This window comes from Francisella salina (assembly GCF_000219045.1).
In the GTDB taxonomy this organism is placed as follows: Bacteria; Pseudomonadota; Gammaproteobacteria; order Francisellales; family Francisellaceae; genus Francisella; species Francisella salimarina.
This window is the reverse complement of record NC_015696.1, coordinates 1,612,568-1,634,073: the sequence shown is the minus strand read 5'-3', so window position 1 is coordinate 1,634,073 and position 21,506 is coordinate 1,612,568. Positions and strand designations below refer to the sequence as shown.

Here is a 21,506-nt window from a genome sequence, read left to right as displayed (position 1 = left end):
AGTTATCTATTTAGTAGGCATACAACGTGTGTGGCAATGCCTTCTTTCCTACCTATAAATCCTAACCGTTCTGTGGTTGTTGCCTTAATATTTATTTGATTAGTTTGAACTTCAAGCACATTTGCCAAACAAGCTTTCATTTTTTCGATATAAGGAAGCATCTTAGGTGCTTGTGCAATTATGGTACAATCAATATTACTGATTTCGTACTCCTTATCATCAAGCATTTTTTTTATTTCAGATAAGAAAAATTTACTATCAGTATTTTTATACTCCATATCGGTATCAGGGAAGTGTTTACCTATATCTCCAAGACCTAGTGCACCTAAAATAGCATCACAAAGAGCATGGATTAATACATCACCATCAGAATGAGCTTCTAGTCCCATTTCATATGGAATCTCAATTCCACCAATAATGATATTTTTTTTTGAAGATGTGAATTTGTGCACATCATAACCGTGACCAATTCGAAATGACATTATATAGTTCCTAGTCTTGTGTTACAGGGAAGTTATTATTTAACCATGCATTGATTCCACTTTCTACAGATATAATATCCGTATAGCCCATACTTTTTAAGCTTTTAGCTGCTAATGCCGATCTAAAGCCACTACCGCAGTATAAATATATTTTTTGATTTTTATTTGGAATTAGACTCTCAATTTTGACTTCTATTTGCCCCTTGCTAAGATGGGTAGCACCTTGGATATGGAATCTATTGAACTCAGAATCTTCTCTAACATCAAAAATGACACCATCTAGTTCATTAGAGTTTATCTTATCGTATAAATCAGATACAGAGCATTCTTTGATATCAGATTTAGCATTATTGACAAGCTTTAAAAACTCATGCGGTCTAGCTTGATTAGGTGATTTAGTAGGATAGCCTTTAGCATTCCATGCTCTCCAACCACCATCAACAGAAATTACATTTTTATAACCCATTTCACGCAGTTTATCAGCTACGATAGCAGATCTGAAGCCACCACCACAATAAAAATACATCTTTTGATTTTTGTTAGGAACTGCTGACTCAATAGCACTTTCGATAATTCCTTTACTAATATGAATAGCATTAGGAATATATCCATTTGCAAACTCTGACTCTTCACGTGTATCAATAAGTAAACCATCAAGAGTTTCTGTTTCATTCATTTTGTTGATATCGTCAACTGTACATTCTTGTATTCTACTTTTTGCATCGTTTACTAAATCTAAAAAACCTGATGTGTGTTGCATATCTATACCTTGTGATTAAATAACTATTTATATTTTATATTTTTATTTGCTTAAAGAGAATATTTAAAGAATATAATCAATAACTTGGAATATGATAATAATAATAGCAATAGCTAGAGCAAAGTTGTTAAGCTTGCTATTTTTCATTGATTTATAAATTATTTCAAAATTACGGTTACGAAGTATTCTAACCATATTTAGTGGACATGAAACAAGCATAATTAGAGAAAATAGACCTACAACAGAAAGAGCGATTAAGAAAAGCTTTTTAAAATAATAGTTCAGAAATATCGGTAACATGAAAAGCAGAAAGCTTAGAAGAATGTTTTTGCTTAGTGTTGATAGGTTGTTCATTTTAAATCTATCAAGTATTAGATCTTTTAATGCTAATGATAGAGTTATAAAAGCAGTTGTCACAGAAATTGTAATAAAGGTATAAATTAAAGTTATAACTTCAGAAGACTGAATATTAGCTTTAAGAATATAAATAAGCTGAGTGACACTATCTTCGGAGCTAAGAGATTTTAAGACTTCAGCAAAACTATTTTTATCACCATAAATAGCTATATTGCCAAATATTGAAACTATCCAGCATACATATATTACTAGTATTATTAGAGATGCAACTATAATAATTCTTCTAATATCTTTTGGGTGTGGTCCTACATAGTTGACAACGCTAGGAACAATTATGTGAGCTGAGAATGTTGTGGCAAGTATAGGTAAAGTAACTATAACCTCTTTTAGAGTGCCAAAACTATAGCTATCTAGCTTAGAGATGCTTATGGTTTTGAAAAGTAAAAGTATTGTAAATAATATGATAATAAGCTTTACGGTAAGAAAAATTCTATTAAGCCATTCAGCAGGCCCTGTGCCTTTTAATATAAATCCACCAAAAAGTATAACAAAGCCAACCTCTATAATAATATAGTTTATATCTAGTAGGCTTTCAAAAGATGAGCCTATTGCAGAGATATATGCTGCAAGCATTCCGTAAAGTATTCCAAAAGCACATATATAAACCAGAATGACTCCTGGTTTCTTAAAAAGTTTATGAGCAAGCCCTAGATAACTAATTCCACTTTCAAAGTGCAGGCAGGCTTCTGCAACAGCTAATGTTGAATATGTCATTAAAAGCCACATCAAAAACATTATGATGCAACCAATAACGACACCAAAGCTTGAAAGAATCATAGGAATAGCAAGAATACCTCCGCCCAAAGAGGTACCTATAATCAAGAAGATACTACCAATTTGTTTATTTATACTTGTCAATTTTTAGAATAGTAAGTTTTATCTTTGAATACATTAAAACATATAAAATTATGATTATAAATTAATAAATGAAAGAAATAATTACCAAGCTGGTATAGCAGCACCATTCGGATAAAGTTTTTCAGCTAATTGTTTAACTTCATCTGTATTAAATGCTTGTACATACTCTTTAAGTTTAGGATTATCTTTTTGCGACTCTTTAACAGCAATAACATTTGCAAAAGGAGAATCTTTAGGTTCTACAAAAAGAGCATCTTTTAGGCTTAGACCTGCCTTAGGTATATAGTCATTATTTACAATACCAATATCTACATCGCCTAAATTATTAGGGATTTGATCTGCTTGTAAAGCTATGATTTTTAGATTTTTGGGATTACTAGCTATACTGTCTGTAGTGGCTTTCCAAGTTATACCATCTTTAAGTTTGATCAATCCAGCATCTTGTAGAATCATTAATGCTCTACCTTGGTTAGTAGGGTCATTAGGGATTGCTACTGTAGCGCCATTTGGAATATCTTGGATATTTTTATACTTTTTAGAAAACATTCCCATTGGGTATAAGAAAGTCTTACCAATATATGTAAGTTTATAACCAAACTGTTTGATTTGATTTTCTAGGAATGGAATGTGTTGGAAAACATTTGCTTGCAACTCCCCATCATTAAGTGCTCTATTAGGAATGTTGTAATCACCAAATGTTACTAGATTTACATCAAGATTATATTTTTCTTTAGCCATTTTTTTACTTAGCTGCATGATTTTATCTTGAGGAGGACTGGTAATATATCCGACAGTTATTTCATTTGTATTGGTAGTAGCTGCAGCATTCACATACAGCTGTGTAGCACTTGCAGCCAATAGAATGGCAGTAATAATCCAAAGTGAAGTCAATTTCTTGGCTGTAACTAGATAGTTGCCGAATGATTGGGTGATTTGGACAAGTATAACTAACATAATTACACCACCAAGTAATAAAGTGTAATTACCGTAATTGTAACCTTTGAAATAGGTCAAATCACCTAGGCCACCACCACCAACGATACCAGCCATAGCTGAGAAACCGATTAGTGAAATACATGTTAAAGTAGCAGCATCAATTAACAAATTTTTTGATTCAGGAAGTAATACTTTAAAAATAATCTGCCTTTTAGTTGCTCCCATTGATTTGGCTGCTTCAATAAGCCCGTTATCAACTTCACGCAAAGCTGATTCAGTTAGTCGAGCATAAAATGGCAGAGCAGCAATAGCCAGAGGTACTATTGAAGCGGTAGTCCCTATTGTTGTGCCAACTATAAGTCTTGTCAGAGGATATAGAAGTATTAGTAATATGATATATGGGATACTTCTAGTTATATTTATAATAATACTGAATGTTTTGTTAAATCCTTTAACAGCAACATTTTTACTATCTTGTGTTATATACAGTAATATGCCTAATAATATACCACCTATAACAGCCACTAAAGTAGCTATGAAAACCATAAAAATAGTTTCCCATGTTGATTGAGCTATTAGGCTAAGCTCATGTAAACTAAATATTGTCTGCTGTTGCATAACCTAGCACCTTTAAATTAACATCTTGGTTTGAAAGAAATCTTAATGCATTTTCCCAGTCTTGACGCTCACCTGTGATATGACAAATGGCGATTCCAACTATTTGTTCTTGGATTGTTTCTATATTCGCTTGGATAATACTCGCTGTAGCATTAAATTGACGAGAAATCTCAGCAATGATAGGCATCTTACCTTTATCTCCATAGAATGTTAGTTGTACTACGGGGTATGTATCATCATAGCTATAAGGATTGTCATAAAGTCTTTTAGCTATGAAGTCTGGAACTTTTGTGTGTATGCTTGTTTCAACAAAAGATTTTGTTACAGGAGCTTGAGGATCTAGGAATATATCTAATGTTTTGCCCATTTCTGCAATACGACCTTTGTCAATAATTGCTACACGATCACAGATTTTTCTGACGACATCCATTTCATGTGTGATTAGAACTATTGTTAAGCCAAGTTCTTTGTTTAATCTTTTAAGAAGTGCTAAAATTTGTTTTGTAGATGTTGGATCTAGTGCGGATGTCGCTTCATCTGATAATAAAACTAAAGGATCTAAAGCTAAAGCTCGAGCAATTGCAACTTTTTGCTTCTGACCTCCACTAAGTTCTTGAGGATATGCATTTGCTTTATTTGGCAGTTCGACTAGCTCTAAAAGCTCAAAAACTCTTTTTTTGATTTCGGCCTTTGGTATTCCTTGAATCTCAAGTGGAAGGGCAATATTTTCAAAAACATTGCGAGATGATAGCAAGTTAAAATGCTGAAATATCATCGAAACTTTTTTGCGAAATTCTCTAAGCTGTTTTGGATTCTTCTTTGTAATATTTTCATCAGCAATGAATATTGAACCATCAGAAGGTTGTTCTAGAAGATTTAAGCACCTTAAAAGAGAGCTCTTACCGGCACCACTATGACCTATTATACCAAATATCTCACCTTGTTTAATATCAAGGTTTATATTGTCAAGCACAAGGTTGCTAGTATTATTTGATCTGTATTCTTTTTTTAAATTTTTAATTTGAATCATTTTTTGCCTTTGCTTTATCGCCGATTTTACTTTCTTGACCACTGATTAATCTTTGAATATTTCCTCTGTGTTTAACAAGTATTATTATCGCTATTATCAAAAATGGTGTTGCCACCTGTAAATCAGATGTAAATATTACTGAAAAACTTGCTATAACAGTAGCTACTAATGCGGATAAAGATGAATAACGAGTAATCACAGCAACACATAACCACGTAATGACAAATATTAAACCCAAAATCCAGCTAAATCCAAATAGTGTACCTATTAAAGTTGCAACACCTTTGCCGCCTTTGAAGCCAAAGAAAAGAGGGAATATATGACCAAGGATTGCATATAGTGCAGTACAAGCAGTTATAAACTCATTCCCAGTTAATACTTTAGCTAAAACTACGGGCACTAGACCTTTTAGTATATCAAATGCAAGAGTTATTACTGCTGGTACTTTACCACCTATTCTTAGAACATTTGTAGTTCCTGGGTTACCAGAACCAACGCTTCTCGGAGATGGTAATCTAAATATATAACAGACAATAATTGCACTATTAATTGATCCCAAAAGATAAGCAAACACTAGTATGCTAAAATTTAAAAAGTTCATTGTTTTCCTTGATGATTTTAAAACTATTTGAGTTATTATAAGAGATAATACTATCTAGGCAATATCTTCGCTAGCTATTTTTATAAGTTTGTTATAGGATTAGTAGCTTAAAAAAACTTATTCATTAATATCTGTTTCAAAAGGTTAAATTTTATGACTGTAATGAAGTTCGACTTGATTAAAAAAGAAGGTAAAGCTAGAAGAGGGAAAATAAGTTTCCCAAGAGGAGATATTCAGACTCCTGCATTTATGCCAGTAGGGACTTATGGAGCTGTTAAATCTCTATCTCCGGTTGAGTTAAAAGAAATGGGTGCTGATATTATCTTGGGTAATACATTTCATTTATGGTTACGTCCAGGTACTGAAATTATCAAAAAACATGGTACTTTACATGATTTCAACGGTTGGGATAAACCTATACTTACAGACTCCGGGGGATTTCAAGTCTTTAGTTTGGGTAAAATGCGTAAGCTTACAGAAGAAGGCGTTACATTTAAATCACCAATTAACGGTTCAAAAGTTTTTTTATCTCCTGAGATATCAATGCAAGTCCAAAGAGATCTTGGCTCTGATATTGTAATGTGTTTTGATGAGTGCACACCATATCCAGCTACTGAAAAAGAGGCAAAAGATTCTATGGAACTATCTATGCGTTGGGCAAAAAGATCAAAAGATGCTCATGGAGATAATCCATCTGCATTATTTGGAATTATTCAGGGTGGAATGTATGAGCATTTACGTGATGAGTCTCTAAAAGCTTTAAAAGAAATAGATTTCGATGGTTTTGCAATAGGTGGATTATCTGTGGGTGAGCCTAAAGAAGATATGATTAGAATACTTGATCATACTGCTCATCAGATGCCAGAAGATAAGCCGAGATACTTGATGGGTGTTGGTACGCCAAAGGATTTAGTAGAAGCTGTTTATCGTGGTGTTGATATGTTTGACTGTGTAATGCCGTCACGAAACGCTCGCAATGGTCATATGTTTACATCAGAGGGTGTTGTTAGAATTAGAAACGCCAAACACAAGGATGATGTGTCTCCATTGGATCCAAACTGTGACTGTTATACTTGTCAAAATTTTAGTCGTAGTTATTTGCATCACCTAGATAAAACTCAAGAGATATTAGGTTCAAGATTAAATACAATCCACAATTTAACTTATTACCAAAACCTAATGAAAAATATTCGCCAAGCTCTAGAAGAGAGTAGGTTTGAAGAGTTTAGAAAAGAGTTTCTAGAGAGCTATAAAGGCTAAACATTAAATATGATCTTCTAAGTATGAGATTGAAAGTATAATCAAAAATATGAAGATAATAATTTTTTGATAATACTAAAACTATCTGTCTCTGAATCTTTTGCTAAAAGATAATATGATTTTCCTGTCATGTAGTCTTGTTGAGGTGGTACATAAAGAAATCCATTTTTGATGTGTTCTTGAATTAGAAGTCTATCTGTAACAAAGAAACCAATACCTGAAAAGCAAGCTTGAATTGCTTGAAGAGAATTTTTGAAGATTATATTTTTGTTAGACTTTTTTGAGATGTTGTTGTGTTGTGCCCAGAGTTGATAATCATCAATGCGAATTTTATCATCAACATAGATTAGCTTTTGTTCTAATATTATTTCTGAGAGGCTTCTACCAGAGTGCTTATTATTACAAACTAGTATTAACTCACCATCTGCTAGTTTGAATTTGTTTTTATTGCTAAAATCACTGTCGATACCATACTCTATGCTGATATCTATATCATCATAATCAAAATTTACTCTTCTGCCTAGACTAATGAGCTGTATTTCTGTATTTACTAGTGAATTTATTAAATCATCGAGTTTTGGTATTAGCCAATTTGCACAAAGTGTAGTCATACAGTTTATAGATAATTTTTTAGTGCGTTGTTTTTTTAGTACCTCTGTTGCATTGTGAATTTCTGATACTAGAGGGTCTATCATTGTGTAGTACTCTTTGGCTAAGTCAGTAATGACTAGATTTCGTTTATCCGTGATAAATAGTTTTTTATTAAGGTAGTTTTCTAATTTTTTTATAGATTGGCTCACAGCAGAGTGAGTCATAAATAGCTGTTCTGCAGCTTTAGTATAACTTTGTGTTTTCATTACTGCTATAAAAACTGGTAATGAATTTAAAGGAGGGAGGTCATTTTTTTTAATCATATTATGTAAGAAAAACTTACTTGTAATGTAAGAATAAAGCGTTTTACAGATTGGTGCAAGAGTTATATTATTCTTATATCTTAAATTCATGGAGTAAAGAAAAATGAACCGAATTAATAACTTTATAAGTTTATGGTTTATGATGACTTCTGCAGCTCTTATAGCTTTTGGCTCATTTGCACGCAAGTATCTGATACAAATGGATGGGATCTACTTAACCATGTTAGTCTCATTTGTTGGTGGAGGCATACTTATGTGGTGGATTGTAAGTATTTCTTCATTTTCAAGGGTTGCTCCTTTCGCTTGGTATTCAATATTTATTAGGGTGGTGTTTAGTCTATTTGCACAATTATTTTTCTTTATAAGTTTAAGTAATAGCTCATTATTGATTACAATTTTACTATTTAATACTAGTCCTTTATTCATCCCGATTATTAGGTTTTTGTTTTATAAGCAGAGTGTTAGCTACTTTAATCTTGCTTGTATTATTATTAGTTTTTTGGGAATTTATCTTATATTAGGTGTTGGAGAAGGTAATGTTAATACATATAGTCTTTGTGCTCTTTTTGCGGGAGTTTTAAATGCAGCATCTCAAGTTGTTTTATACAATGCAAGCAAAAAAGAAGATGTATTCATTATAAATCTTTGGATATATACATTTATAGGAATATTTTTATTATTATTGCTGCCGTTTAATATATCTGTTATATCTAGTTTGAATCCAGTATCAATGAAGCCTGTAGTCATTTGGGTATCAGTAGCTATGATTATATTTGGCATTAGTTCGCAGATTTTTAGAGTAAAAGCTTTTAAGCATACTACAGATCCTTCACTAATAGCCCCAGCTATGTATTTTTCAGTAATAGTTGCTGCGATATTAGATGTGGTGTTTTATGATAGTTCTATAGGTTATATGGAGATGATAGGAATTTTGATGGTGTGTGTTTCGAGCATATTGTCTTTAGTTAAAAAATAATAAGAGGAAAAGAAATGAAAAATAAAATCGTGATTGTTGCAGACTTTATAAATGAGATAGTTGATGAGAAAGGCGTTTTTGGAGCTCATAACGCTAAGAGAGTTAAAGATGATAAAACTATGGAAAAGGCAAACCAATTAATTGCATGGGCAAGAGAAAATAATATTATGATTGCTCATGTTAAGGTTGGTTTTAGTAAAGATTATAAGGAGTGCTCAAAAGTTTCTCCTATGTTTAAACAAGCTCCTGAATATGGTGTTTTGCAGTTAGATACTTGGGCAACAGATTTTCATCCAGATATGGATGTCCAAGAGCATGATGTTATAATAACAAAGCATCGTGTGAGTGCACTTTATGGAACTAATTTAGAAGTTGTTTTAAGAGCAAATAGTATTCAAGATATTATTATTTGTGGAGTATCGACTAGTTATGTGATAGAGTCTACAGTTAGAGAATTACATGATCGCGATTATAGCGTTACAGTAGTGGCAGATGCTTGTAATGCTAGCAGCCAAGAATCGCATGAAGCGAGTTTGTCAAATCTGAATAAAATTGCTAAAATTACATGTGTAGATAATTTGTTAAAGGGAGAGTGTTTTGGTAATTAAACTTACTCCCTTTTTTGCTGTACCATGATATAATACACTGTATTGCATATAGAGAGTAAATAATATGAATAAAATAACCTCCGTTCTTATTGGGATATTAGTCTCGATTTCGTTATTCAGCTTTTCTTATTCATTCAATGATACTGAGAATTTGCTGTATCTTCAGGCTTACTATAATCACCAAAATGTTGAGAAAGTTAATACTTTTCATCAAGGTTCTAGAATGTCTAGGTATTCAACAAATTTGAAAGTTGATGATTACAGATAGTTGCTTTATCAATTTATCAGGGACTCTGCTTTGAATAAAGTTCACTCTAAACCTTGATATGTGTTAGTTTCTACAGCGCTACTGGGTTACACTTCAATAATCAATCTTTCAAAAAAAACAATTGAAAATTCTTTTTAAGTTTATCTAGGTGTTTTTTATTTTTTATATTCTTCTTCTGGTTGGTAACTTGCATTGGTTCATTCGGTAAGGTTTAAACTAGAAGCACTAAGATTCTTAGGTTCTTTATAAAGTATACGCCTTAGGCATAGAGTTTTTTATTTTGGCATTTATTTAGTCATAAGATGAGTGGTTTGGTGATTAATATCGTTTCTTATTTTTTGTATCGTGATATAATACACTGTATCGAAATCTAGAGTTGAATGATATGATTAAATTAATATTTGTTTTTGTTAGAGTAGCAATTTTGATTTTTTTATTTTGCTTTTGTTACTCATTTAATGACACTAGGGATCTGCTATACCTTCAGACTTACTTTGATACGCAAAATGTTGAGAAAGTAAATGTTTATCATCGGGGTTCTAGAATGTCTGAGTACTCAACAAATCGAAAAGTTGATTATTATAGATAGTAGTCGTTACTGATGTTTTCAAAAGTTATCCGAAATAAAAGCTATTCAGCTACATAAATATCTTTCTGTTGCTCTCATTTGACTATATAGTATCAGGTAGTAACTATTATTTTATTTGGCATAGGGTTTGTTATGGCATCTATAGATATATCTCTGAATACTAAGAAGAGTTTGTTTGATAAAGATATTGACCGTAAAAAGGCTATACTTCTTACGTTTGTGGCATTTTTGTTTACTGGTTTTCAGTGTGCTATTTATGGCATGTTGACAGTACCGATTTCACAGCATTTTAATATTGATTCTAATACTATTATATTTTTTGATGGTTTCGGTTTATGGGGGCAGATTTTAGCAATGGCGACTGGAGGCATCCTTATCAAAAAATTTAAAGGCAAAAATACTTTAATAGTTGCTGCGTTATTTATGATTATAGGGTCAATTTTATCGATATTTGCTCCAGATATTTATGTTTATACAGCAATGACTTTTATATGCAATATGGCTGTTGGTTATGTGTTAGTGTCATGCAACTATATTGTGATGGGAACTGTAGAGAAACAAGGTGAATCTGAAGGTAAACTTAGTCTTTTAAATGTATTTTTTAGTCTTGGCTTTTTATCTAGTGCTTTTATAGTTGGGAATATTCTTTTTTATACTAGTTGGCAGGCAGTATTTGTGGTTGTTATGGTTTTATTTATCATATTTATATTATTTTTATTGTCTCTTCAAATTAATGAGAAAATTGAACAGGGCGTAATCACTAAAGCAGAAAATGCATCACAGCCTAGATTTATATTTTTGTCTAAGCCTATTGTTTTGATGGCTATAGCACTATTTTGTATAGTTTATACAGAGCAGATAATGAACTACTATAATCAACCGCATTTACATTTTGATTTGGGCTTTAATATGAAAGATGTAGGTCTGCTAGTGGCTGTTTATACAGGGTCTCAGCTTTTGGGTAGGATCTTTTTTGGTAAATTCTTATTACCTAGAGTAAGGATTGAGCGTTATCTTGTGGTGTCAGGGTTGGTGTTTGCTTTTGCAATATTTATTTTCATATATACAAAATCATTTGTGCTAGTACTAATTTTAATGGCTATACTAGGGCTTAGTGATTCATGTATATATCCATCTGTTTTAGGTTATGCAATGGATAAACTTCCACATGTATCAAGTGGAGCAACATCATTTTTAGTAACTGTTGGTGCAATTGGTATTCCGTTAGGTACATCCCTATCTGGTATGCTTGGTAACTTATTAGGGCGTGAGCCTGCAATGTTAGTAGGGCCAGTTATGCTTTTGGTATTGGTTACATTGGTAGTGATTGTACACAATTTAAAAGTCGTGAAATAGTGAGGGTGTTATGTCTAATACTGATCAGATAAAAAAATTTATTCAAAGTTCAAAGTATGTATACAAAAATATAGAGATACCAGAGGGTGGTAGTATTAACTATATGAATGAGGATTTGAAGCCTATCCTTGAAAATAAACTTACATCTGCCCAAGCAAAAATCATACTGAATAAATATCATAAAGCTTTTGATATGGGTTTAACTAAGACAGGTTTTCCTAAAGCAGCGGAAAGAGATACAAACGATGATGCTACAAACTATGATGCTGTATGGGTGCGTGATGCAATTTGGGTCTATTATTACTTTAGTGAATTTAAAGGAAATGATGCTAAAACTCTAATTAACAAGCTCTATGAATATTATGATTCGCCGGCACAACAAGAACGCTTTAGAGATATTATAGCAAATCCAAAGTTGGCAGCAGATAAAATGGCTGTTCCTCATATCCGTTTTGATAGCTCTAGTAATTGCTATGATGATGTGATGATAAATGGTAAACCACAAGTATGGAACCATAAGCAGATGGATGCTCATGGACTTTTTTTGTTAGCTTTAAATGATGCTTATCAAAAACAGATATTCAATGTAGACGATTCATCATTAGTAGTATTTTTAGAGCGATTTTTTGGTTTCTTGGCATCAATAAAATATTATGAATATGCTGATGCAGGGGCTTGGGAGGAAATTGATAGGGTAAATACAAGTAGTATCTCTTTGGTGGCAAATGCTGCTAAGCAATGGAAAAGTACTTTAGATAATAAAAACCTTAGGTTATCAGTAGATTTACAACAGTTAAGTAATTTAGGTATAAATAAAGTTAAAACTCAAATAGCTAGAGGTGGTGAATCACCACTTTATGATGCGGATGATATTTGTTATCGTGAAAGTGATGCTGCGATGTTGCATATTTTTACACCATACTTTAGTGATGATTTAGGATTTGCTGAATATCAAAAAACTTTAGCTCTAGTAGAAGATCTTGTGCGTGATTATGGAGTGATACGTTACAAAGGCGATAGTTATCAATCTGGTAATTTTTGGTTTGAAGATGATAGTACAGCAAAAGAAAGCTTAACAGATGATGCTTCAAGTGTAGAAGAATTTGCAAAAAGAGCTAAGGGTAGATCTGAAGATTCTGAAGCGCAATGGTTTTTTGACAGTATGTTGGCTTTGGCAATGATGAATTTGTATGATAAGTATTCACAAAAATTCAATAAGGATAAGTATTTTAACAAAATTGCATGGCATTTAAAAAGAGCTCTAGCTCAAATGACAGCTGGTGATTATATAACTGCAGATGGTCAGCCAGTTAATGCAGAACTGTTACCTGAGAGTATAAATGTTATTATTTTTGATGAGCAAAGGTATTATTTGCCATCTCCTATTACTCCACTTAATTGGGCGAAAGCTTCATTAGCAACAGCGCTTAAAAAATTTAGTAATTATAATATTGTATAAATGCCACAAATTAGAATATCCAGTTTTTTAATAAAACACTTATTCTAATCTTATTATTAGTCTTTAATTGATTAAGTACTACTACTAATGTAAAATTCCTACGTTTAAAAATTAAAAATTTTCGGGAGAAAAAATGAGAAAGTTACTATTATCATTATCTGCAATCGTATTATTTACATCAACTTCATTTGCAGAAGGTGCTGAACAAGCAGCTGGTAGCCCATTAAGCTCAATCTTAATGCTTGTGGTGTTTTTTGCAATATTCTGGTTCTTATTAATTAGACCACAGCAGAAAAAAAATAAAGAACTACGTAAAATGTTGTCAGAGCTTTCAAAGGGTGATGAAGTTGTCACAAATGGTGGTATGATAGGGAAAATTGCTAAGATTGATGAGTCTTTTGTAGAATTGGAAATTGCTGAAAATGTTGTTGTTAAAATTCAGAGAAACGCAGTAGCTAATATTTTACCTAAAGGTGCTACAAAAGCTTAATAAGCTAAATTTCTATAAAGTCTTTTAATTTTTTTCTTTTTATGTAAAGGAATTTTCAATGAGTAATAACAGAAGCCTACCTATAAATCAATTTCCTTTATGGAAGAATCTTTTGATAGTTGTTGTATTAGCATTGGCACTTTTTTATGCTTTACCGAATGTGTTTGGTAAAAGTCCAGCTTTACAGATTTCTCAGAAAGATGGTGATGTAAGTACACAGCTTGTCAAAAATATTGAAGATACTCTAAGTACTGACAAAATTGTTTACCAAAGAGTTAACCTCTCAGATGATAAGAGTAATGTTGCTATTATCTTCAAAGATGTCGAAGAGCAGCTAAAAGCTAAAAAGGCTCTCAAAGAAAGTCTGGGAGATGAGTATATTATAGCTATGAATATGCTTTCAAACTCTCCAGGTTGGTTATCTGCGCTAGGTGCTAACCCTATGAACTTAGGATTAGATTTACGTGGTGGTATGTATCTGATGTTAGAAGCTGATACAAATACTGCGATTAATGCTCAGTTAGATAATTCTTTAAGTACAATTCTTAGTGCGGCGAAAGATAATAATATTAATATTGTCAGCTCTAAAAAAGCCGAAGAGAAGTCAATAGTAAAAGCTCCGCAAGATTACATAGATAACGGTTTTGTTTCTGTTACTCTAGAAAACTCAGTAGGTGTTGATCAGCTAAAACAATATTTGAATACTGAATTTAGAAAGACCCAAGACCCTAATATAGTTTATAGTGTAAAAGATAATACGGTATTTATATCTTATAACAGTGCAAAAATTTTACAGCTTAGACAGGATGCTATATCACAAGTTGTGACGGTTATGCGTAATCGTATTAATGCTTTAGGTGTTGCAGAAGCATCTGTAGCTCAGGCTGGTGATAATCGTGTGGTGATTGAAATACCAGGTATGCAAGATGCAACTCAAGCTAAGCAAATTCTAGGTGGTACATCCACAGCTAGCTTTTATTTGGTTAGTCCTGTTACGGATAGGTTAGCTGCAGAAGAGCAGGGTTATAAGGTTTATTCTTTAGATAATGGCAGAGGTTATCAAAGCTATTATAGTTTAAGAGGCGCACCTGTAGCTGGTGGTGCTGATATTATAGGCGCAAGTCCTTCTATCGATCATCAGACAGGCACTCCTATTGTTATGGTTGAGTTAGATAGAAGTGCTGCAAGCCACTTTAGGCAAATAACAGGCAAGAATATTGGTAACCCAATGGGTGTGATGCTTGTTAATACAACTTATGAAAAAGTCAAAGATAAAGATGGTAAAGAGAAAAATGTAGTAAACAAAACTGAAAAGCTAATCAACGTTGCTACAATTCAGTCAGCACTAGGATCTCAGTTCCAAATTACAGGATTAAATCAAAAAGAAGCAAATAATCTTGCGTTGATGATTAAATCAGGTGCGCTACAAGTGCCAGTGCATATCGTACAGGAAACACAAATTGGTCCAAGTCTCGGTAAAGATAATATCGAAAAAGGTATGCTATCTATTGTGGTAGCTCTGATTGCAGTTATAGTCTTTATCTTAGTTTACTATAGAGTCTTTGGTGTTATAGCTAATATAGCTCTTGTAATGAATTTGGTGTTAATTGTTGCTGTGATGTCAATCATACCAGGTGCTACACTTACATTACCTGGTATAGCAGGTATTGTACTGAACTTGGGTATGTCGATAGATGGTAACGTGCTTATATTTGAGAGAATCAGAGAAGAAATTAGAGCAGGTATGCCACGTCAAAGCGCGATTCATATTGGTTATGAGAAAGCATTTACAACTATTGTAGATTCAAATATTACAACTTTGATTGTTGCTGTTATTTTATTCTTCATAGGTAGCGGAGCAGTCAAAGGTTTTGCTATAACTCTAATGATAGGTATTGTAACATCTATGTTTACATCTGTAACTGTCTCTCGAGCAATGACAAATTTTGTGTATGGTAAGAGAAAGAAATTAGAAAAAATTTCTATAGGCATATAATTTTAGGTTGGATTTATAATGGAATTTTTCAAACAAAAAACAAATATAGACTTCTTAGGAATAAAAAAATATACGACAGCTTTCTCTGTTTTAATGATTGTTGTTTCATTATTTTTTATATTTACAAAAGGTCTTAATCTAGGGCTAGATTTTACAGGTGGCTATCAGGTACAGATTCAAGCGACTAGTTTACAAAACTCAGCAATAATCTCTGAAAAATTGGCTAAAGTTGGTTTTGAACATACTACAGTTACAACTTTTGGCGAAAATAATAACTATCTTATTAAATTTACACCAGATGAAGTTAATTCAAAAACTAATAGTCTAGATAGTGCCCAGCAGTATCTTAAACAACAGGTTGAGAGCTCTCTTGATACTAAAGTTTTGAGTGTGAATTATATAGGTCCACAAGTAGGTAAAGAGCTTGCTAGTAATGGTGTATTAGCAATTATAATAGCTTTAGTATGTATTTTGATCTATATAAGCGCTAGATTTGAGATGAAATTTGGTATTAGTGCATGTGTTGCCTTACTCCATGACCCTATAGTAATTTTAGGTATATTTGCAGCATTTCAACTTGAGTTTGATTTGACTGTATTAGCAGCTATATTAGCAGTGATAGGTTACTCACTAAATGATACAGTTGTAATCTACGATAGAGTGCGTGAGAACTTTAGAAAAATGCGTAATGCTAATGTAGTTGAAGTAGTTAATAAAAGTATTAATGATACATTATCTAGAACAATTTTAACATCAGGGTTAACGATGCTAGTTGTAGTTGTGCTTTATCTATTCGGTGGTAGCTCTGTGCATAACTTCTCATTGGCTTTAATTTTGGGTATTGTAGTTGGAACATACTCATCTATATATGTTGCAGGTGTTGTGGCTGTAGCACTGGGCTTAAATAGAGAATCTCTGCTTCCTAAGCAAGTATCAAAAGAAGATATGCCAATACTTTAATATTTATTAATGTTAGTTATATAGCTAAATGGTGTATAATTCTAAGGGATAAATTTAAAAAGGATTAATAAATGAGAAAAATAATATTGGCTTCATTAGCTATATCTTTAGGGTTCACTTCAGGCTTTGCAATGTCAAAGAGTGAGCCTGCACAAACTCCTAAAGTTAGTGAAGTTTCACAGCAGTCAAGTAAACTTGTAGATATCTATACAAAAGATGATACTTCTTCTGACGTAACTGGACAAATTGACCTAAAAAACCAAGATAAATATAATATTTTCTACTGTAAGCAAAATAGCTGGTGCGAAGTCGTTAATAAAGAAAATGGTGATACTGGTTGGGTTAGTTTAGAACAATTAAAGCAAGCTAAACAAAAAGCAGCTAAAATCATGCAGAAGAAAAATGCAGTGAAAAGATTGGAAGAGTATATGGTAATTCAAGATCAAAAAATTGCTCAGTTGTATGCAATGATGACGCAGCAACAACAAGAGCTTGTCAGAATTATAGAGCAGCAGCAAATGCAAATTAATCAGCTGAAGCAAGCTTACTACCGTAGATAGTAACTTATAGTCTGCTATAGGAGCAATATGACGAAAAAAAAATTATTACCAGCTACAAAAGGCAAATCATTACCAGTTGTATCTGATAATAACCTTAGCTCTTATCTAAATTTTGTTAATAAATTACCAATACTGTCACTTGAGGAAGAGCAAGAGCTCGCCAAACGCTATAAATATCAAAAAGACTTAGATGCTGCTCAGCAGCTTGTCTTGTCACACTTGCGTTTTGTTACTAAAATCGCACGTAATTTTTCAGGTTATGGCCTTTCGATAGCAGACCTTATCCAAGAGGGTAACATTGGTCTAATGAAAGCTGTAAGTAAGTTTGATCCTGATCAAGGTGTCAGATTAGTATCATTTGCAGTGCATTGGATTAAAGCAGAAATGCATGACTATGTTCTTAAAAACTGGAAGATTGTTAAAGTTGCTACTACAAAAGCTCAGCGTAAACTATTTTTTAATCTTAGAAGTAGTAAAGATAAGATTGGCTGGTTAAGTTTAGAAGATATTAAGCAGTTAGCAGAAGAATTAGGTGTCAAAGAAGAAACAGTTATAGAAATGGAAAAGAGAATGTGTCAAGGTGATGCAAGTCTTGATTTACCATATACTGATGACGAAGGCGGGCAATCTAATCAACAGAGTCTATATTTAGAGGATAAATCATCAAATGTAGAACATCAAATAGTGCAACAAGATTATTATGATAACTTTAAGATGATTGTTAAAGATGTATTAAGTGGTTTTGATACGCGTACTAAAGATATTATTATGTCGCGTTATCTACTTGATACAAAAGCGACTCTTCAAGATCTAGCAGCTAAGTATAATATTTCGGCAGAAAGAGTGCGTCAGATTGAGGAAGAGGCACTTACTAAGCTTAAAAAAGCTATCAAAAACAGGTCCTAACTTTTAACTTTATTGATGGTTAATTATTCAAAAAAATAGTGTTACTTATGTTAATATTACCAACAATATAGTTTTATTTACTTATTAGATGAAAGATTTTATACCCAAGGTAAAATCAAAAATAAAATCCTCAGTTTATTTAGATGGTTCAAAGAGTATATCGAATAGATCTTTGATAATTGCAGCTATGGCGCAAGGTCAAACAGCGTTTGTAAATCTACCTAATAGTGCTGATGTACTGGCATGTGTTGGAGCGTTAAAAGAGTTAGGCTGTCAACTAGAACATAATCAAGAATCTAAAACTTTGGTGATCCAAGGATGTGGTGGAGAATTTGCCAACTCAAATGCAAAAATATTTTGTAATGAGTCGGGTACTTTGACAAGATTTATAATCCCTATGTTAGCAGTGCAAGCTACTGGCCAATACTATGTATATGCAAAGCAAAGAATGATGGATAGACCTTTAGCTGATCAATTAATACCTCTTGAAAAGCTAGGTATATCAGCACTCTATCATCAAAAAGAGCATGCTATGCCTCTTACTATCAAAGCGAAGTCTTTAGATGGAGATAATATCGAAGTAGATGGTGCTAAGAGTTCTCAGTTTGCATCAGGTCTGCTTATGGCAGCTCCATATATGACAAAGGGCCTGCAACTAGACTCTATCACAGATCATAAGCAACCATATTTAGAGATGACTGTTAAAGTAATGGCGGAGTTTGGTATAAATGTAGATATTAATGGAAGTGTTTATAGTGTAAATAACTCTAACTATGTTTCCCCGGATAAATATGTTGTTGAACCTGATGTTTCGACTGCATCATATTTTTGGGCATTTGCTGCTATTACAGGCTCAGCTATTAAGGTCATGAATGTAACGCAAAAATCTAAACAAGGCGATATTAAATTTTTAGAAGTACTAGAGAGAATAGGTTGCCAAGTTAATTACTTTGATGATGGTATAGAAGTTGTAGGTACAGATAGTTTGAGTGGTATAGAAGTAAATATGCGTAATTTTTCTGATACCTTTATGACACTTGCTGCTATTGCGTGCTTTGCAAATTCTGATACTCATATTTCAGGACTTAGTCATACAAGAGGACAGGAGTCAGATCGTGTTGATGCTATGGCAGAAGGACTTACAAAACTTGGTATCTATGTCGAGACAACTCAAGATAGTATTTTAATATCACCAACAAGAAGCAAATTTAAGCCAGCTGAAGTTGATAGTCATAATGATCATCGTATCGCTATGTCGTTAGCATTATTAGGATTGAAATATGATGGTGTTGTGATAAATAATGCAGAGGCGGTTAGTAAAACATGCCCTGACTATTTTGATAGAATGAGAAACTTAGTAGGTTCGTGATGACAAATAAAGAGCGTATTATTACCAGATATTTAAGTCAAAGATGGTATAAGAAGGCTCTTATTATCACGCCTAAAGAGCAGAGCTATTTTTATAAGATAAATGTTCTAAAGCTGGTGGCTTGTTCGGGCTATCTAAAAAATGAGCCTTCGCTAGGGTGTGTATTTGATGTAGAAGCTTGGCCCTTTGAGCATAAGTTTTTTGATCTTATCATATTAGATGAGAGTTTTATAAATTGTCCTGCTTTAATGAAAGCAATATTCAATCAGCTTCATTTCTGTTTAGCTGATGATGGCGAAGTTATTGTCGCTTGTTCAGGCAATATTAGTCTATATAGTTTATTATCAAGATTTATCTCAAATGGTTTTATTAGCAAGAGAGTGAGATTAATAAACTATACTGGTAACTTTATAGTAAATATGTTCAAAAGAATTTTTAGTAAATATTTTGTAGTGGTTTTTAAGAAGGATAATTATTTCTCCGTTGATCCACTTAGTGTCGGAGAGCTAATAAAAGAACCTACAAAGTCTGAAGTAGCTAAAATATATAGTGGTGGTTGTGCTAAGGAAGTATATGGGAATTTTCACAAAGAAAAATAATGTAATTGCTTATACAGATGGAGCATGTAAAGGTAATCCAGGTATAGGCGGTTGGGGAGCTATCTTGAGTTATAATAGTGTTGATAAAGAGATTTATGGTGCCGAAAAAGATACAACGAATAATAGAATGGAGCTAATGGCAGCAATCAAAACTCTACAAGCACTAAAAAGAAAATGCGATATAACGATCTATACAGACTCTAAGTATCTTCAAAATGGTATTAACCAATGGTTAGCAAATTGGAAGGCTAATGGTTGGAAGACAGCAGCCAAAAAAGAAGTCAAAAATAAAGATCTCTGGCAAGAGCTAGATAGTTTGACAACTAAACACAATGTAACTTGGAGCTGGGTAAAGGGTCATAGTGGTAATCAAGGTAATGAAAAAGCTGATGAGTTGGCAAATAAAGCAATCGCTGAATTGATAGGAAAATAAGTATGGATAATTATTCTAATAAAAAAATTCTAGTTTTATATACTGGTGGTACTATCGGGATGATTAGTACTGAACAGGGCTATGATGTTGAAGCAGGCTATCTGACAAAAACCATAGCTGGAATTAGAGATTTTTATCATTATGATATGCCAGAGTTCGAGATCAAAGAGTATAGTGATCTTATTGATTCATCAAATATTGACCCTAAAAGATGGGTTTCGCTAGCACAAGATATATTGGATAATTATGCTAATTATGATGGTTTTGTGATTTTGCATGGTACAGATACACTTGCTTATACGGCATCGGTATTATCTTTTATGTTAGGTGAAATTGATAAGCCAGTTATTGTTACAGGCTCACAAATACCAATCTCCAAAATCAGGTCAGATGCTATATCAAATATCCTTAATAGTTTGATTTTTGCATGTAATGATAATATCAAAGAAGTTTGTGTATATTTTAATCAAAAGCTAATGCGTGGTAATAGAACTACGAAAATATCAGCGACAGATTTTGATGCTTTTGGATCTCCGAATTATCCAACTCTAGCAAAAGTTGGCATAGATATCGTAGTCAAGCAGAAAAGATTGTGGCAAAGACAAAAGTCACTTAATATACCAAGTTTAGATACGTTTACAATCCCTAAGATTGCGATATTACAGATTTATCCTGGTATGAATAGTGATATGCTATCAGCTATTGTTGAGCAACCATTACAGGGATTAATTCTCAAGACTTATGGTTCTGGTAATATGATGAATGATCCAGAAATTTATACGACTCTCAAAAAGGCTAGTGATAAGGGAATTGTGATAGTGAACTGTACGCAGTGCTTGTATGGTAGTGTCAAAATGGCTACATACAAAGTCGCAAGAGGACTGATTGATGTTGGTGTGATCTCAGGTCGTGATATGACTGATGAAGCAGCATTTGCTAAGCTTTTTTATTTATTAGGTCAACCAAGTATTTCTCTAAAAGAGACCAAGATAGCTTTTGAAACTTCTTTACATGGCGAAGTAACATTGTCATAGTAATTATAAAAATTTGTTTATTTTATA

General features: G+C 32.8%; 22 protein-coding genes. 15 read left to right on the top strand and 7 right to left on the bottom strand.

The window, feature by feature from the left end:
* Positions 1–2: 2 nt before the first annotated feature.
* From ispF to plsY, 6 genes are all read right to left on the bottom strand, one after another.
* Positions 3–482 (bottom strand): 2-C-methyl-D-erythritol 2,4-cyclodiphosphate synthase, encoded by a 480-nt coding sequence (gene ispF / locus F7308_RS08040; RefSeq protein WP_013923367.1) that lies wholly within the window; start codon positions 480–482, stop codon positions 3–5.
* Positions 483–492: 10 nt separating this feature from the next.
* A complete protein-coding gene (locus tag F7308_RS08035) occupies positions 493–1,242 on the bottom strand; it encodes a rhodanese-like domain-containing protein (protein WP_013923366.1) in 750 nt (249 codons plus the stop codon).
* A 63-nt stretch (positions 1,243–1,305) separates the two neighbouring features.
* Positions 1,306–2,517, bottom strand: coding sequence for an amino acid permease (locus tag F7308_RS08030; protein ID WP_041263791.1), 1,212 nt, complete (start codon positions 2,515–2,517; stop codon positions 1,306–1,308).
* Positions 2,518–2,598: 81 nt separating this feature from the next.
* Positions 2,599–4,071, bottom strand: a complete 1,473-nt coding sequence (locus F7308_RS08025) for a MetQ/NlpA family ABC transporter substrate-binding protein (RefSeq protein WP_013923364.1) — start codon at positions 4,069–4,071, stop codon at positions 2,599–2,601.
* Positions 4,049–5,101, bottom strand: a complete 1,053-nt coding sequence (locus F7308_RS08020; RefSeq protein ID WP_013923363.1) for a methionine ABC transporter ATP-binding protein — start codon at positions 5,099–5,101, stop codon at positions 4,049–4,051. The genes F7308_RS08025 and F7308_RS08020 overlap by 23 nt, the downstream gene beginning before the upstream one ends.
* The gene (gene plsY / locus F7308_RS08015; protein ID WP_013923362.1) at positions 5,088–5,702 is read right to left on the bottom strand and encodes a glycerol-3-phosphate 1-O-acyltransferase PlsY; all 615 of its coding nucleotides are present in this window, start codon (positions 5,700–5,702) and stop codon (positions 5,088–5,090) included. The genes F7308_RS08020 and plsY overlap by 14 nt, the downstream gene beginning before the upstream one ends.
* A gap of 153 nt (positions 5,703–5,855) precedes the next feature.
* On the opposite strand from plsY, the gene tgt reads away from it, so the two are divergent.
* A complete protein-coding gene (gene tgt / locus F7308_RS08010; protein ID WP_013923361.1) occupies positions 5,856–6,962 on the top strand; it encodes a tRNA guanosine(34) transglycosylase Tgt in 1,107 nt (368 codons plus the stop codon).
* Between the two features lie 41 nt (positions 6,963–7,003).
* On the opposite strand, the gene F7308_RS08005 is transcribed toward tgt, so the two are convergent.
* On the bottom strand, positions 7,004–7,876 hold the full coding sequence (locus F7308_RS08005) for a LysR family transcriptional regulator (protein ID WP_156796601.1): 873 nt from the start codon (positions 7,874–7,876) through the stop codon (positions 7,004–7,006).
* Between the two features lie 103 nt (positions 7,877–7,979).
* Here F7308_RS08005 and F7308_RS08000 point away from each other — a divergent pair, with 103 nt between their 5' ends.
* The 14 genes from F7308_RS08000 to ansA all read left to right on the top strand — a co-directional run bounded on the left by F7308_RS08000 (position 7,980) and on the right by ansA (position 21,479).
* Complete coding sequence (locus F7308_RS08000) at positions 7,980–8,852, top strand: DMT family transporter (RefSeq protein ID WP_013923359.1); 873 nt, start codon at positions 7,980–7,982, stop codon at positions 8,850–8,852.
* 14 nt (positions 8,853–8,866) lie between these two features.
* Positions 8,867–9,460, top strand: a complete 594-nt coding sequence (locus F7308_RS07995) for a cysteine hydrolase family protein (RefSeq protein ID WP_013923358.1) — start codon at positions 8,867–8,869, stop codon at positions 9,458–9,460.
* A 64-nt stretch (positions 9,461–9,524) separates the two neighbouring features.
* Positions 9,525–9,728 (top strand): hypothetical protein, encoded by a 204-nt coding sequence (locus F7308_RS10065; RefSeq protein ID WP_083817032.1) that lies wholly within the window; start codon positions 9,525–9,527, stop codon positions 9,726–9,728.
* Positions 9,729–10,449: 721 nt separating this feature from the next.
* Positions 10,450–11,673, top strand: a complete 1,224-nt coding sequence (locus tag F7308_RS07990; protein ID WP_013923357.1) for an MFS transporter — start codon at positions 10,450–10,452, stop codon at positions 11,671–11,673.
* A gap of 10 nt (positions 11,674–11,683) precedes the next feature.
* The gene (locus tag F7308_RS07985; RefSeq protein WP_013923356.1) at positions 11,684–13,132 is read left to right on the top strand and encodes a hypothetical protein; all 1,449 of its coding nucleotides are present in this window, start codon (positions 11,684–11,686) and stop codon (positions 13,130–13,132) included.
* Positions 13,133–13,265: 133 nt separating this feature from the next.
* On the top strand, positions 13,266–13,622 hold the full coding sequence (gene yajC, locus F7308_RS07980) for a preprotein translocase subunit YajC (RefSeq protein WP_013923355.1): 357 nt from the start codon (positions 13,266–13,268) through the stop codon (positions 13,620–13,622).
* 58 nt (positions 13,623–13,680) lie between these two features.
* Entirely contained in the window at positions 13,681–15,618 is a 1,938-nt protein-coding gene (secD, locus tag F7308_RS07975) for a protein translocase subunit SecD (RefSeq protein ID WP_013923354.1), read from the top strand.
* Between the two features lie 18 nt (positions 15,619–15,636).
* Positions 15,637–16,578: a protein translocase subunit SecF gene (gene secF, locus F7308_RS07970; protein WP_013923353.1), complete on the top strand. Its 942-nt coding sequence runs from the start codon at positions 15,637–15,639 to the stop codon at positions 16,576–16,578.
* A gap of 71 nt (positions 16,579–16,649) precedes the next feature.
* Positions 16,650–17,138, top strand: a complete 489-nt coding sequence (locus F7308_RS07965) for an SH3 domain-containing protein (protein WP_013923352.1) — start codon at positions 16,650–16,652, stop codon at positions 17,136–17,138.
* Between the two features lie 27 nt (positions 17,139–17,165).
* Positions 17,166–18,044 carry an RNA polymerase sigma factor RpoH gene (rpoH, locus tag F7308_RS07960; protein ID WP_013923351.1) on the top strand — a complete coding sequence of 293 codons (879 nt, stop codon included), beginning with the start codon at positions 17,166–17,168 and terminating at the stop codon, positions 18,042–18,044.
* A gap of 88 nt (positions 18,045–18,132) precedes the next feature.
* Positions 18,133–19,413: a 3-phosphoshikimate 1-carboxyvinyltransferase gene (gene aroA, locus F7308_RS07955; RefSeq protein ID WP_013923350.1), complete on the top strand. Its 1,281-nt coding sequence runs from the start codon at positions 18,133–18,135 to the stop codon at positions 19,411–19,413.
* Positions 19,413–20,012 (top strand): class I SAM-dependent methyltransferase, encoded by a 600-nt coding sequence (locus tag F7308_RS07950; protein WP_013923349.1) that lies wholly within the window; start codon positions 19,413–19,415, stop codon positions 20,010–20,012. The genes aroA and F7308_RS07950 overlap by 1 nt, the downstream gene beginning before the upstream one ends.
* A complete protein-coding gene (gene rnhA / locus F7308_RS07945; RefSeq protein WP_013923348.1) occupies positions 19,987–20,445 on the top strand; it encodes a ribonuclease HI in 459 nt (152 codons plus the stop codon). The genes F7308_RS07950 and rnhA overlap by 26 nt, the downstream gene beginning before the upstream one ends.
* Positions 20,446–20,447: 2 nt before the next feature.
* The gene (gene ansA / locus F7308_RS07940) at positions 20,448–21,479 is read left to right on the top strand and encodes an asparaginase (protein ID WP_013923347.1); all 1,032 of its coding nucleotides are present in this window, start codon (positions 20,448–20,450) and stop codon (positions 21,477–21,479) included.
* Positions 21,480–21,506 lie beyond the last annotated feature (27 nt).

Excerpts from the sequence above, each read along its gene's own strand:
- F7308_RS07995 (WP_013923358.1), top strand. The coding sequence starts at position 8,867 with ATGAAAAATAAAATCGTGATTGTTGCAGACTTTATAAATGAGATAGTT.
- F7308_RS07965 (WP_013923352.1), top strand. The coding sequence starts at position 16,650 with ATGAGAAAAATAATATTGGCTTCATTAGCTATATCTTTAGGGTTCACT.
- F7308_RS08035 (WP_013923366.1), bottom strand. The coding sequence starts at position 1,242 with ATGCAACACACATCAGGTTTTTTAGATTTAGTAAACGATGCAAAAAGT.
- F7308_RS07985 (WP_013923356.1), top strand. The coding sequence starts at position 11,684 with ATGTCTAATACTGATCAGATAAAAAAATTTATTCAAAGTTCAAAGTAT.
- F7308_RS07990 (WP_013923357.1), top strand. The coding sequence starts at position 10,450 with ATGGCATCTATAGATATATCTCTGAATACTAAGAAGAGTTTGTTTGAT.
- aroA (WP_013923350.1), top strand. The coding sequence starts at position 18,133 with ATGAAAGATTTTATACCCAAGGTAAAATCAAAAATAAAATCCTCAGTT.
- ispF (WP_013923367.1), bottom strand. The coding sequence starts at position 482 with ATGTCATTTCGAATTGGTCACGGTTATGATGTGCACAAATTCACATCT.
- F7308_RS08025 (WP_013923364.1), bottom strand. The coding sequence starts at position 4,071 with ATGCAACAGCAGACAATATTTAGTTTACATGAGCTTAGCCTAATAGCT.
- F7308_RS10065 (WP_083817032.1), top strand. The coding sequence starts at position 9,525 with ATGAATAAAATAACCTCCGTTCTTATTGGGATATTAGTCTCGATTTCG.
- F7308_RS07950 (WP_013923349.1), top strand. The coding sequence starts at position 19,413 with ATGACAAATAAAGAGCGTATTATTACCAGATATTTAAGTCAAAGATGG.
- F7308_RS08000 (WP_013923359.1), top strand. The coding sequence starts at position 7,980 with ATGAACCGAATTAATAACTTTATAAGTTTATGGTTTATGATGACTTCT.
- rpoH (WP_013923351.1), top strand. The coding sequence starts at position 17,166 with ATGACGAAAAAAAAATTATTACCAGCTACAAAAGGCAAATCATTACCA.
- plsY (WP_013923362.1), bottom strand. The coding sequence starts at position 5,702 with ATGAACTTTTTAAATTTTAGCATACTAGTGTTTGCTTATCTTTTGGGA.
- rnhA (WP_013923348.1), top strand. The coding sequence starts at position 19,987 with ATGGGAATTTTCACAAAGAAAAATAATGTAATTGCTTATACAGATGGA.
- tgt (WP_013923361.1), top strand. The coding sequence starts at position 5,856 with ATGACTGTAATGAAGTTCGACTTGATTAAAAAAGAAGGTAAAGCTAGA.
- secD (WP_013923354.1), top strand. The coding sequence starts at position 13,681 with ATGAGTAATAACAGAAGCCTACCTATAAATCAATTTCCTTTATGGAAG.
- F7308_RS08020 (WP_013923363.1), bottom strand. The coding sequence starts at position 5,101 with ATGATTCAAATTAAAAATTTAAAAAAAGAATACAGATCAAATAATACT.
- secF (WP_013923353.1), top strand. The coding sequence starts at position 15,637 with ATGGAATTTTTCAAACAAAAAACAAATATAGACTTCTTAGGAATAAAA.
- ansA (WP_013923347.1), top strand. The coding sequence starts at position 20,448 with ATGGATAATTATTCTAATAAAAAAATTCTAGTTTTATATACTGGTGGT.
- F7308_RS08005 (WP_156796601.1), bottom strand. The coding sequence starts at position 7,876 with ATGATTAAAAAAAATGACCTCCCTCCTTTAAATTCATTACCAGTTTTT.
- yajC (WP_013923355.1), top strand. The coding sequence starts at position 13,266 with ATGAGAAAGTTACTATTATCATTATCTGCAATCGTATTATTTACATCA.